The sequence below is a fragment of the Micromonospora sp. BQ32 genome (genome assembly GCF_059358895.1).
The window spans coordinates 140,299-153,008 of sequence record NZ_JCADBI010000017.1; the positions used below are offsets into that span (position 1 = coordinate 140,299).

Consider the following 12,710-nt stretch of genomic DNA (forward strand, 5'->3'; position numbering starts at 1 on the left):
CGTGCACCTCGCCCACTACCTCGGTCTCCTGCACCGCGCGCAGGTCAACCTGGCGGACGCGTTTCGGGAGATCGCCGACGCGCACGCCGAGGAGCCCGACATCGAGCACCTCTGCCAGCAGCAGGCGAAGCGCTGCGACGCACACGCCGAACAGTTGCACCCGTTCGTGGTCCGCTACTCCGAGGACGCCCCCGACGAGCCCGACCGGTTGCACTCGCAGCTGTTCACCGGCACCCGGGCCGGCGGCATCGGCCTGCTGCGGGACCTCCAGGACCTCTATCTGATGGCCGCCGAGTGCGACATCACCTGGACCGTGGTCGGCCAGGCCGCCTACGGCGCCCGCGACGAGGATCTGCTCGCGGTCGTGCAGCGCTGCGAGGGAGAAACGGCGATCCAGCTCAAGTGGCTGCGTACCCGGATGAAGGCCGCCGCGCCCAGGCGCTCGTCGTCGCCGACTGACGGCGCTGACCGGGGCAGGCGGCCGCCTGCCCCGGTCAGCTGGTTCTCCGGTTAGGCCGCCCGCCCGCTTCTTCCCGGTGTGTCCCGGGGCTCTTCGGGTAGGGCATCAGGAACCGAGAGAGAGGGACTCCTGATGCCGAGCACCACCATGCCGATGCTGCAGACGTACCCCAAATCGATCAACCTGGACCGCGCGAAGCTGGCGGCGACGATCGACGCGCTCAACGACTGCGCCCAGGCCTGCACCGCGTGTGCGGACGCCTGCCTGAGCGAAGACATGGTCGCCGAGCTGACCAAGTGCATTCGCACGGACCTGGACTGCGCCGACATCTGCACCACCACGGCTCGGGTGCTGTCGCGGCACACCGGCTACGACGCGAACATCAGCCGCAGTCTGCTGGAGGCGTGTGCCACCGCCTGCAATGCCTGTGGGGACGAGTGCGCCGCTCACGCCGACAAGCACGAGCACTGCCGGGTCTGCGCCGAGGCGTGTCGGGCGTGCGAGCGGGCCTGCCGGGACCTGTTGGCCACCATGAGCTGAGCAACAGGCAGGGGTGCCGGCCGCTTTCCCGACGATTGGAGGCACAAACGGCGCCAGCCGGCACCCGGTTCCAGGATGCGGACGTTTCCGCCTCTTGCATGGGGTTGGTTACCACCTGAACGAGACGAGGAACGACAGTCGAGTTGAGGGGAACCGTACTGGCAAGCGTCATCGTCGGCACGGGGTTCGCCGGCTTCCACGCTGCCCGCCGCCGAAGGGCGGCGGGGCGGGCCAGCTGGCGCCTGGTCGGGTCACCCGCCCGCCGGCTGCCCGGTCACGGTCGGCTTCGGCGTCCGCCGGTCGGGAATCCTCGCCCCCCGCACCGGCCCGCTACTCCTCCGGGATGCGCGGGCCGACCTCGCCCCGCTTCAGGTGCTCCGCGTTGCGGTCGGCCTCGCTCTCGGCATTCGCGGCCCCGGAGCCGGGATCCGTCGTCCGGCGCCCCTCGGCGTCCTGGTACACCGCGCCAGTTTCGAGGGCTCTCTCCTGCTGACTCTGCTCAGGCGTAGTCATGGATTCCCCCTACCCTCCGGGTCCACCAGCAAACGGTCCCGCCGGTGCTGCCGTTGGTCGAAGCTGGCACGTCTTCCGGACGGTCGTCCCAGATATCGGGGTGCACCGTCAACAGTCTGCTACGGCTGTGGGCGGCGTGCGTTCTCGACAATGGCCGAGGCGACGTCGCGCACTTTGCGATTGGTGTCCTGCGACATTTTGCTCAGGATGGCGAAGGCCTGCTCGGGGGTGCAACGGCGCTCGCCCATGATGATGCCTTTGGCCTGTTCGATGACGGCGCGGTTCTCCATCGCCTTCTGCATGTGCCCGGCCAGGGTGGCCTGGGTTTCGTACAGGTGGGCATTGGCCAGGCCGACGGCGGCGAACCCGGCGAACGTCTGAGCGATCGCGATCGCGTCGTCGTCGAAGGCGTTCGGTGTGGTGGCGTAGATGTTCAGCGCACCGGTGACGGGCTCGTGCACCGGCAGCCCGACCGAGAGGGAGCTGTGCGCGCCGGCCTGGGCGGCGGTCTCGGCCCAGCCGGGCCACCGCTGCTCGCTGCCGGTGTCCGGCACCATCAGACTGGAGGTGCTTTCAGCGGCCTGCAGGCACGGGCCGTAGCCACGTTCGTACTGCTGCTCGTCCAAGGCGCGGGCGAGCTCGCCGGTGAACGCGGCGGTCTGCGGCTTGTTGCCGTGCAGCAGGGTGACACTGACCTCACTGGCCCCGGGGATCGTGCGCTTGGCCAGCAGCGCGATCTTGTCCAGCAGGGCGTCGAGATCAACGTCGGCGAGTCGAATACGGCCGAGCTCGGCGAACGCCTCGTGCGGGTCCATGGGTTCGACGTGCGTCATCAAAGCGTCCTAAACGAGGGCGCGTACCACCAGGTGCCTGGGGTGGGGTGCGCGGATCGCTGCAGGACTCCACAGGCGGAGTCCGGGATCCGCGCCGCTTCTTGACGCTGGTCTCGACGACGCCCATCGAAGGCGACGTGCCACAGGTCTCTAGCCTACCCGTACCGGAAGCTCGGCTGTCATTCACGCCCTGCGGTGCCGGCGTGCTGCCCCCCGCGACGATCGCCGGCCGTTCGTGAAGACGCGTACGCTGGAGGTCTGTAGTCGACGCCTGCAACCGTCGACCGAACCATCGTCAAGAAGCGGCGTAGGTCTAGGACCCCCGGAGCGGGGCCTGCAGCGACCTACGCACGCCGGCCCCGTCGAGGACACCGGTCCTGATCATGGCATCAGGCGACGCAGAACTCGTTGCCCTCGGGGTCGCGCATGACGACATGGCCGAGAACGTCGCCGTACCACTCCTCGCGGACCACCGTCGCGCCGGCGGCAACCAGGTCGGGCACCTTCTGCCGGATCAACCGGGCGCGCTTGGCCATGTCCGTGGAGCCGGGACCTGCCACCCGGATGTCGATGTGCATGCGGTTCTTGGCGGACTTTGCCTCGGGGACCTTGAGGAAGCTGATGGCCGGACCCCGGCCGTCCGGATCGACGATGGACGCGTTGTCGGGCTCGTCGAAACCGGGCTCCTTGACGTAGCCGAGGGCCAGCGCCCAGAAAGCGGCGATCCGCTGGGGATCGTCGGCATCGCATCCCAGGGTCCAAAGAGTGGCCACCGCGCCAACGTACGTCAGCTGTGACGCCCTGTCACCGACCCGACCGGTGTCGCCCGGCGGCGATGGTGCCCGGTCTTGGGCCCGGCGGCGGTGGCTCAGTGACCACGGAACGCCTCCTCCAGCCACCAAGCGCCGCGCTCTGCGCAGACCTTGGCGTCGATCACCAGCGGCCGGGTGGGACCGGCGAGCCAGTGGCGTACCGGTCCGAGATCGTCGACGGTCCGGACGGTCAACCCGTCACAACCGTAACCGCGGGCGATCGCGGCCAGATCGGTCTCGGGGAAGGTGACCGTCTCCAACGGGTGCCCGTCCGGACCGAAATGGTGCACTTCCGCGCCGTACGCCGCGTCGTCGTAGATCACCACGAGCAGGGGTAGCGCCAGCCGAACGGCGGTGACCAGTTCGGTCGCGGACATGACGAAGCCACCGTCGCCGACCGCGGCCACGGTGAGCCGGTCCGGGCGGGCGACCGCCGCGCCGAGCGCGCTGGCCAGGCCGAGCCCGACCGACTGGAACGCCTGGGTGAAACAGAATCCGGCCACGTCCGGTACGTCGAGCCACATCGAGGGGTAACCCATGAAGTTGCCGGAGTCGACCACCACCGTCCGGTCGGGCGGCAGCAGGTCGTCCAGGGCGGCCGAGAGCGTCCTCGGATCGATCGTCGCCGGGGCACCGCCGCCCTCATCCTGGTACGGAACGGTCCGCCACCGGCCGTGGTCGCGAATCCGCCGTGCCAGCTCCGGCGTACGCCACCCGCCAGTGCTGGCGTCCACCGGCGCGGTGGAGCCGACGCCCAGCCGAGCGAGCAATGCCTCGGCGACCGCCGTCACCTCGCCGGCCACCGTCAGGTCGACCGGGCGATTGACCCCGAACGCGGTCGGGTCGTGGTCCACCTGGACGACGACGGCGGAGGATGGGATCAGCTCGCCATGCCGGGTGGTCCACATGTTCAGCGTGCTGCCCCACGCGACGACCAGGTCCGCAGAGCCGATCAGCTCGGCGGCGAGCGGGGTGGCGAAGCCACCGGCCACGTCGACGTTCCACGGGTTCCCGGCAAACAGGCCCTTCGCGGCGGCCGAGACCGCGAGCAGCGCGCCGCACGCGTCGGCGAGCCGGGTCAGCGGTTCCCGGGCTGCCCGGGCGCCCCGACCGGCGATGAAGACCGGTCGACGGGCGGCCTGGAGCGCGGCCAGCAACGGCTCGATCCGCGGGGCGGTGGCCGAGGCCGGCGCGACCGCCGGGACCGGGCCGGACCACGGTTCGGTCACGGCCTGCTGCACCTCCAACGGGAGGCCCAGCACCACCGTCGCGCCCCGGGCGGCGGCCCGGTAGACCGCGCCCGTGTCCTCGGCCGCGTGCGTCGCGCGTACCCGGTGGAAGTCGGCCCCGACCGCGGCGGCGAGCGCCGGCAGGTCGATGAAGAAGTTCGACCGCGGCGCGGTCGCCTCCGGGGCCAGGACCACCATCGGGGTACGGCTCTTCGCGGCCTCGGTGAGGCCGGTCAGCGCGTTGGTGACGCCCGGCCCCTGGTGCACCGAGAGCAGCCCCACCCTCCCGCAGGTGCGGGCGTACCCGTCGGCCATGCTCGCCGCGCCGCCCTCGTGGGCCGCCGCCACGAACCGGGCACCGGCCGCGACAAGCGCGTTGGTGACATGGAAGTTGCCACTGCCGACCACCCCGAAGACGTGCCGTGCGCCGTGCCCGTACAGGACCCGGCCGACCACCTCCGCTACCCGCACCGGTGGCCCGGCCTACCGTTCGACCAGCGCGAGGACCCGACACGGGCTGCCCGACCCGGAGACGATCGGCAGCGGTCCCGCGATCACCACCGCGCCGGTCGCCGGCAACTGCGCCAGGTTACGGAGCTGGGTCAGGCCGTACTTGTCCTGACCGAGCAGAAACGAGTGGCACGGGAACGGCGGGTCGAACGAATGCGCGGCGCCCGCGTCGGTCCCGACCGTCTCCACCCCGACGCCCTGGATCGGCGACTCCTCGGCCAGCCAGCGGGCGCACTCCACGGAGATGCCCGGAGTACGCCCGGCGTTGGCGTACCGTTCCGGGTCGTCGCCGTACGCGTCCCAGCCGGTGCGGTAGAGCAACCAGCCACCGGTGGGCAGGGCGCCGTGTTCCGCCTCCCACGCCTTGACGTGATCGACCTCCAGCAGGAAGTCAGGGTCGTCGGCGGCGTCCGCCGCGTGGTCGATCACCACCGCCGGGGCGATCAGCTGGCTCACCGGAACCTGCGACACGTCGGCGCCCTGTTGACCGGTGACCCAGTGCACCGGGGCGTCGAAGTGGGTGCCGGTGTGCTCGCCGGTGGAGAAGTTGTTCCAGTACCAGGCCGGACCTCGGTCGTCGTACCGGCTGATCTCGCTGAGCCGGAACGGCCAGGTCTGGCCGAACTGCTCGGGCAGACCCAGGATCGGGGTCTGGTCCGAGAGCGGAGCGGTGAGGTCGACAACCTGGATCCGGCCACTGGAAAGAGCGGCGACAAACTCCGGGAGCACCGTCATGCGGCGACGGTACACCCGCCCTTCCTCCACGTTGGATCGTCGGAACGGTGCCACTTGGCGCGTTGCTCTCCGCGGCGACATGGCGCCGCAGCTCTGCCGCTGATCGTCGCCCCGGCGGTGGGGCACCGCGTCGGTCGGGTGGGGTTTCGCGCCGGGCGTTGTGGGCACTGCCCGCTCATGACCGACCAGCGCGGACCACACCTGGACGACACCCTCGGGGCGATGCTCAACGGCTACGCCTGGCTGCCCGGGTTGTTGCGACATGGAGGCGGATGCGCCGTGCGGGCCCGTGTGCTGGGCCAGCGCGCACTGGCGCTACGGGGGCCCGACGCGGTGCGTTTCTTCTACGACGAACGGCACGTGTGTCGGCGTGCGGCCATCCCGGAACCGGTACAGGGAACGTTGTTCGGCCACCGGGCCGTGCACACCCTCGACGGCGGGGACCATCGTCACCGCAAGGCGCTGTTCCTGTCCCTGCTCACCGATCCGAGGCGGGTTGCCGCACTGGTCGACCAGGTCGGTTCGGCCTGGAACGAGGCGATCGCGACAAGCGGTGACGGGCGACCGGTCGTACTCTTCGACGAGGCGAGCCACGCGATCACCAAGGGCGTCTGCGGCTGGGCCGGAATCCCACTCGGCGATGCCACTGTCGGGCCCGTGGCCCGCGACCTGACCGCCCTGGTCGACGGCTTCGCCACGCTCGGCCCGCGACACTGGCGGGCACGGCGTGCCCGTGGCCGGCGCGAGGACTGGCTGGCCGGACTCGTCCAGCAGGTCCGCGCGGGCGCTGTCACCGCACCTGCCGGATCCGCACTGGAAGCGGTCGCTGGGCACCGCCACCGGGACGGTCAGCTGGTGGAGCCCAAGCTCGCCGCGGTCGAGCTGCTCAACATCATCCGTCCCACCGTCGCGGTGTCCTGGTTCGTGGCCTTCACGGCGCACGCGCTGCACCGCTGGCCCGAACACCGCGACAACCTGCGCACCGGCGACAGCGGCTACGCGGTCGCCTTCGCCCACGAGGTACGCCGCTTCTATCCGTTCGCCCCGTTCGTCGGTGGCCGAGCGGTCACCGACCTGACCTGGCAGGGCCAACACGTTCCCGCCGGGTCGCTCGTCCTACTCGACATCTACGGTCAGAACCACGACCCGGCACTGTGGCCCGACCCGTACCGCTTCGACCCGCGGCGATTCGTCGGGCGCACTCCCGATCCGTACGAGCTCGTCCCTCAGGGCGGGGCCGATCCGAGTACCGGACACCGCTGCCCGGGTGAGGACGTCACAGTGGCCCTGCTCGCGGCCTTCGCCGGCTGGTTGGCGCGGCTGGACTACACGGTGCCCGAGCAGGACCTGACGATCTCGCTGCGCCGAATCCCCACGCTGCCCCGCAGCCGGTTCGTCGTGACCGACGTGTGCGGGACCGGCGCTTCGCCGACCTCCGGCCGACGGGATACCCGCCACGTGTGAGATCGACTTCCGGGGGTAGGGACAGATAACGGGTCAAGACACGCGCCCTGCAAGGCTCTCCTGCCGCGTCTCGCGCGGTACGGAGGCAGTCGGTGAACAGCGGGAGCGGGATGTCGGGTAGGTGCACGGGCCGTCAGTCTGCTCACGGAGCAGCGCGGCTCGGTACCTCAATCTTGTCGTCGACTCCCACGAGTGACGGTCTGAAGCGCTTGAGGCCCGACTGTCGCGACGACCAGCGGAGCCGGATTTCCTCCCCCGCCACATCGACGACTGTTGACCCGGTGACGCCGGTGTGGTGTCACCCCTGACGATGGGCAACTTTCATGGTCACTACACCCCTCGCCCGTCACGACGCCGTCCCGCCCGCCGGACGGCTCCCGCTGACCTTGGGCGTGGAGGAGGAATTCCTCCTCATCGACCCGGACAGCGGGGCGAACCTGCCGGTGGCCGATGAGGTCGTCGGCGCCCTGCCGGCCGCGATGCGGGGCCAGGCTCGACGCGAGCTGCGGCGCAGCATGGTGGAGATGGTCACCCCGGTCTGCACCGACCTGTCCACCCTCCGGGCCCACCTGCTGCGGCACCGACGCGGCGTGGGCGTCGCCGCAGCGGCGGCGGGGGCGCGGCTGGTGGCGATCGGCGCGACCCCGGTCGCGGAGCCACACCGGTCGGTACCACCGCAGGAGCGCTACCGGGCGATGGTCGAGCACTACGGTCCCATCGCCGGTGATCCCGCGGTCTGCGGCTGCCACGTGCACGTCGGCGTGCCGGACCCCGACCTGGCTGTCGAGGTCTGCAATCGGTTACGGGTGTGGCTGCCGGTGGTGCAGGCGCTGACCGCGAATTCTCCCCTGCACGACGGCCGGGACACCGGCCAGGCGAGTTGGCGGTCGGTGCAGCTGCAACGCTGGCCGGGCGTCGGGCCGACGCCCCACCTCGACTCCCGCCGGGACTACGACCGGACGGTTGCCGCGCTCATCTCGGCACAGCTGATGCTGGACGAGACGATGGTCTACTGGTACGCCCGCCCCTCGACGGCGTACCCGACAGTCGAGGTGCGGGTCAGCGACGTCTGCACCGACGTCGACGACACGGTCCTGGTGGCCGCGCTGGTCCGCGCCCTGGTGGCGACGGCCGTCGCCGAGGCGTACGACGGGGTGCCGGCGCCCCGGGTCCGTGACTGCGTGGTGGCCGCCGCGCACTGGCACGCGGCGCACAGCGGCCTCGACGGCACCTTGACCGACGTGCGGACCGGCGTTGCCCGACCGGCCTGGGAGCTCGTCGGTGACCTGTTCACCTCCGTCGAGCCGGCCCTGCGGGAGCACGACGACCTCGATTTCGTACGCGTCCGACTGTCCCGGCTCCGCCGGGTGGGCAACGGCGCAATCCGGCAGCGTCGCACTCTGCACCGCACGGGAGACCTACGAGCGGTTCTCCAGGAAGTGGCCGAGCGAACCGTCGCCGGCTGACAACCCATCACGCCCTCATGACGCCCCGCCAGTTACGAAGGGAACCCCAGGAGGTATCCATGACGTCTGACATCCATGCCTACCTCGACGCGCACCGCCGCCAGCTGATCGACGAACTCACGGGTGGGTACGGATCCGGTCGGTGGCCGGGCTCCCGGAGCGTCAGGTCGAGGTGCTCAGGTCGGCGAACTGGCTGGCCGGCACCCTGCGCGACCTGGGGTTCCCGGTGGTCAAGGTGTGGAACCGCGAGGGTGCCCCCGCCGTGTACGCCGAGTGGTGCGCCGCCTCGGACGCCCCCACCGTGCTGGTCTACAGCCACCACGACGTGCGGGCCGCCAAGGACGAGCAGTGGGAGGAGGCTCCCCCGTTCGAGCCCGCCGAGCGGGGCGGGCGGGTCTACGGCCGGGGTACCTCCGACGCCAAGGGTCAGGTTCTCGCGCACCTGTGGGGTCTGCGGGCGCACCTGGCGGCCGGCGGGCGTACCGCGCCCGCGGTCAACATCAAGCTGCTTGTCGAGGGTGAGGAGGAGACCGGCTCGGCGGCGCTGGCGGACCTGCTCGATGAGCACCAACCGACCGCCGATCTGGTGCTGTTCTCCGACACGCTGCTGTGGCACCGCGAGCACCCGGCCCTCTGCATGGGCCTGCGCGGCATGATCAGCGCCGAGATCGAGGTGTACGGGCCGTTGCGCGACGTGCACAGCGGCGCGGTCTCCGGGCCGGCCCCGAACCCGGCGGTCGAGTTGAGCAAGCTGCTCGCCGCGCTGCACGACGACAAGGGCCGCATCACTCTGCCCGGCTTCTACGACGAGGTGATCGATCCGCCGGAGCGCTTCCGCGAGGAACTCGCCGCGCTGCCGTACCGCGACGAGGACTGGCTGGCCCGCTCGGAGACCCGCAGCATCGGCGGCGAGGACGGATACAGCGTCCTGGAACGGCTCTGGACCCGACCCGCCGGCGAGGTGCTCACCGTCGCCACCGGCGACATCACCGGCGCCTCTCGCGCGGCCGTGCCCGCCGTGGCCACTGCCAGCCTGAGCATCCGCACCGTGCCGAACCAGCTGATCGCGGACGTCGCTGACCAACTGCGCCGGTGGGTGGCGGAGACCATCAGCGACCGGGTCGAGTACCAGCTGACCGTCTCCGAGGAGACCGCGCAGGAGCCGTACCGGACACCGGCCGACCATCCGGCGGTCGCCGTGCTCGCCGCGGCGATGGGCGACGGCTTCGGCCGGCCCGTCGGTCGGATGGCCAACGCTGGCGGCGGGCCGGCCGAGCTGCTGGCCCGCAAGCTCGACGCACCGGTGCTGTTCTTCGGCACCGGCCTGCCCGAGGACCGCTGGCACGACAGCGACGAGAGTCTGGCGGTGGACGTGCTGCTGGCCGGTGCCGCCACCCTGGCTCAGTTCTGGTCCCGGTTGGCCGGCGGTGCATCGGGCGGAGGCGGTCGATGACCCGGTGGGGCCACGACGCGGCACCGGGGGGCCGCCGGGCGGGGAACAGGAAGGCCAGCGCCGCGCAGGGCGGCGCTGGCCACGATCGGAGAACGCAGTGTTCCGCCACGACCAGCATCTGCAGTTCCAAGCCAAGCCCGAGAAGCCCGACGCCTTGTTCGCCATGAAGCTCCAGGAGATTCTTGGCGGGCAGTTCGGCGAGATGACCGTGATGATGCAGTACCTGTGGCAGGGCTGGACCTGCCGGGTGCCCGGCAAGTACAAAGACATGATCATGGACATCGGGACCGAGGAGATCGGTCACGTCGAAATGCTCACCACCATGCTGGCCCGGCTGCTCGAAGGCGCCCCCGCCGAGACCACCGAGAAGGCCGTGGCCGCCAATCCGGTGCTCGCGGCCGTCATCGGCGGCATGAACCCGCAGCACGCGATTGTCGGCGGGGGCGGTCCGCTGCCTCGTGACAGCCAGGGTGTGCCGTGGAACGCCGGCTACATCGTCGCCAGCGGCAACCTGCTCGCCGACTTCCGCTCCAACGTCGCCGCCGAGGCGCAGAGTCGGCTGCAGACCAGCCGGGTGATGGGCATGACGGACGACCCGGGCGTGAAGGAGATGCTGCGCTTCAACCTTGCCCGCGACACCTACCACCAGCAGCAGTGGCTGCTCGGCATCGAGCAGCTCATCGCCGACGGCTACGTCGAGCACGGCATCGAGAATTCCCACGGCGACCAGGAGAACGCCGATCACAACCACACCTTCTGGAGCTTCGGCACCGACAGCCGTGCCTGCGAAGGCCGCTGGGCGCAGGGTCCCAGCCTCATCGGCGGACCGGATCTGGACTGCCTGTCCGAACCGGTCGCGCTGACCGACGACACGCCGCTGCCCCCACCACCGGACCCGAAGCTGTTCGTCACCTACGACGGCTCGCAGGGGCCGGGCAAGCCGGGCAACGCCGCTGGCGCCCACCAGCAGGGGCTCACCAACGTCGTGAAGAAGGTCAAGGACGCTCTGGAGTAACCCTCGCGCGTCGGTCTCCGTCCGAAGGACGGGGTGGGACGTTCGCCGCGATTGACCCGTCGGTGGGCGTGGATCGCCGTACCGTCGGAGCAGGCCAGCTCGCAGGCTCCAGGCCGGATCGAGGCTGAGGGACCGGTCGCCCACCGGCGGTCACGAGGGGAGAGATTTCGGTGCCGAGCCCGGTGACCCCGGCCAGCCCGGGAGTGCGTCCGTACCCCGTGGCCGGGGCACCGCTGCTCTGCAACGCTGGCGCCACCCGGTTCGTCCTGAGCAATGAGGGCAACCGGTCCCAGGCGGTACCGCTGGCCTTCTACACCGCCCAGCTGCAGGGCGCGAGTCCGGAGCGTCATCTCGCCTACTGCACCTTCGCGGACTTCGAGATCGACGGGTCGGGGGTGGCGCAGCCGGCGTACGACCCGCTGGCCAAGGGGCTCGGGTTGCAGTACGTGACCGGATGCCTGTTTCGAAATCTGTTCATCCACCACACCGCCGCCACCGGCTTCGGCTGTGACTTCCTCCAGGACACCCTGATCCAGGCGGTCCGGGTGCTCGAGTGCGGCCGGATCGACAACGGCATGGAGATGGGCGGCGCGGGCATCGATCGACCCCAGCCGCGCGGGATCAGGATCGTCGGCTGTCACGCCGAGGCGAACCGGTTCGGCATTTCCGACTGGGGCGCCGACGGTCCCATCGTCACCGGATGCACGATGACCGGAAACCTGGAGGCTGGCTTCCAGGTGTCGGCGAAGGGCACCACCGGCATCCCGGGCAAGGGCGGCCTGCTCACCGACTGCGTCCTCGACGGCAATCTGCGTGACGGAGTCAGCATCGGTAACACCGCCGGCCCCTACACGGTGCGGGGCAACCGGATCACCGGCAACGGCCGCTACGGCTACCACCACCAGGACCTCGTGATGGCAATCAGGCCGCCGCCGAGGGGGGGTGGAGAATCGGTCCGCTACAGCCAGAACACCCTGGTGGACCAGCGTGTGAGCTGGCCTGACGACGGCCACCGCGGCAAGGTGCTCCGCGTCGGCCACCGGTACGCCGTCGTGGCCGCCAACGACGCCACCACCCTGACCCTCACCCCGATCCGCCCCGGCAGCGCCAACAGTTGGAGTGCCGACACACCCCCGCCCGGAACGCCGTACGAACTGCCGGCCGCTCCCACCAGCCGGGCCGGCATCATGATCAACGCGGCTGCCGACTCGGTGACCATTCGGGGCAACCTGATCCGCGACATCAAGTCCCACACCCAGACCCACGGAATCCTGATCACCCGTCGGGGTGACTGCGTCAATTGCCGGGTCGTGGAGAACGACCTCGACGGCAACCGGTTCGCGATCCAGACCGACGCTCCCCCCGGAGGCGGCCACTGGGAGGGCAACCACGGCGACCAGTGATCTGACGATCGGCCGGCGGGGCCTGAACACAGGCCGCCGGCTCCCGCTCACGGGACGACAACGGGCGAAGCCGAACAAACGGCGGCGCGCGCCGCCGCCGCCGTTTACGGTCGAGGCGGGCTGTGCCGACCGGGTCGGGCACGCCCACCACACCGGGCATGATCGGACCACGTCTTTCGGGGGACTGATGTTCGCCAATTCCGAGGAACTGCTGCGATACCTCAAGAACGAGGACGTGAAGTTCGTCGACGTTCGTTTCTGTGACCTGCCCGGCGTG

12 protein-coding genes are annotated in these 12,710 nt (G+C 70.6%); 7 read left to right on the forward strand and 5 right to left on the reverse strand.

Annotated features, from left to right (window positions below; translation table 11 throughout):
- The first annotated feature begins 1 nt into the window (after position 1).
- Complete coding sequence (locus tag AC5L30_RS27135) at positions 2–514, forward strand: hypothetical protein (protein ID WP_494870551.1); 513 nt, start codon at positions 2–4, stop codon at positions 512–514.
- Positions 515–592: 78 nt separating this feature from the next.
- The gene (locus AC5L30_RS27140) at positions 593–1,000 is read left to right on the forward strand and encodes a four-helix bundle copper-binding protein (protein WP_494870552.1); all 408 of its coding nucleotides are present in this window, start codon (positions 593–595) and stop codon (positions 998–1,000) included.
- A 330-nt stretch (positions 1,001–1,330) separates the two neighbouring features.
- Here the strand turns inward: AC5L30_RS27140 and AC5L30_RS27145 are convergent, their stop codons facing one another.
- From AC5L30_RS27145 to AC5L30_RS27165, 5 genes are all read right to left on the reverse strand, one after another.
- Positions 1,331–1,513, reverse strand: a complete 183-nt coding sequence (locus tag AC5L30_RS27145) for a ribonuclease (protein WP_494870554.1) — start codon at positions 1,511–1,513, stop codon at positions 1,331–1,333.
- 119 nt (positions 1,514–1,632) lie between these two features.
- Positions 1,633–2,346: a GAF and ANTAR domain-containing protein gene (locus tag AC5L30_RS27150; protein ID WP_494870555.1), complete on the reverse strand. Its 714-nt coding sequence runs from the start codon at positions 2,344–2,346 to the stop codon at positions 1,633–1,635.
- A gap of 389 nt (positions 2,347–2,735) precedes the next feature.
- Positions 2,736–3,119 carry a VOC family protein gene (locus AC5L30_RS27155; protein WP_494870556.1) on the reverse strand — a complete coding sequence of 128 codons (384 nt, stop codon included), beginning with the start codon at positions 3,117–3,119 and terminating at the stop codon, positions 2,736–2,738.
- Positions 3,120–3,214: 95 nt separating this feature from the next.
- Entirely contained in the window at positions 3,215–4,858 is a 1,644-nt protein-coding gene (locus tag AC5L30_RS27160; protein WP_494870557.1) for a thiamine pyrophosphate-binding protein, read from the reverse strand.
- A gap of 12 nt (positions 4,859–4,870) precedes the next feature.
- Positions 4,871–5,632, reverse strand: a complete 762-nt coding sequence (locus AC5L30_RS27165; protein WP_494870559.1) for a cyclase family protein — start codon at positions 5,630–5,632, stop codon at positions 4,871–4,873.
- A gap of 177 nt (positions 5,633–5,809) precedes the next feature.
- On the opposite strand from AC5L30_RS27165, the gene AC5L30_RS27170 reads away from it, so the two are divergent.
- From AC5L30_RS27170 to AC5L30_RS27190, 5 genes are all read left to right on the forward strand, one after another.
- Entirely contained in the window at positions 5,810–7,096 is a 1,287-nt protein-coding gene (locus AC5L30_RS27170; RefSeq protein WP_494870560.1) for a cytochrome P450, read from the forward strand.
- A gap of 323 nt (positions 7,097–7,419) precedes the next feature.
- Positions 7,420–8,562 carry a carboxylate-amine ligase gene (locus AC5L30_RS27175; protein WP_494870561.1) on the forward strand — a complete coding sequence of 381 codons (1,143 nt, stop codon included), beginning with the start codon at positions 7,420–7,422 and terminating at the stop codon, positions 8,560–8,562.
- Between the two features lie 142 nt (positions 8,563–8,704).
- The gene (locus AC5L30_RS27180; RefSeq protein ID WP_494870563.1) at positions 8,705–10,015 is read left to right on the forward strand and encodes a M20/M25/M40 family metallo-hydrolase; all 1,311 of its coding nucleotides are present in this window, start codon (positions 8,705–8,707) and stop codon (positions 10,013–10,015) included.
- A gap of 97 nt (positions 10,016–10,112) precedes the next feature.
- Positions 10,113–11,030 (forward strand): manganese catalase, encoded by a 918-nt coding sequence (locus tag AC5L30_RS27185; RefSeq protein WP_494870565.1) that lies wholly within the window; start codon positions 10,113–10,115, stop codon positions 11,028–11,030.
- A 203-nt stretch (positions 11,031–11,233) separates the two neighbouring features.
- Entirely contained in the window at positions 11,234–12,433 is a 1,200-nt protein-coding gene (locus AC5L30_RS27190; protein ID WP_494870575.1) for a right-handed parallel beta-helix repeat-containing protein, read from the forward strand.
- Positions 12,434–12,710: the final 277 nt, after the last annotated feature.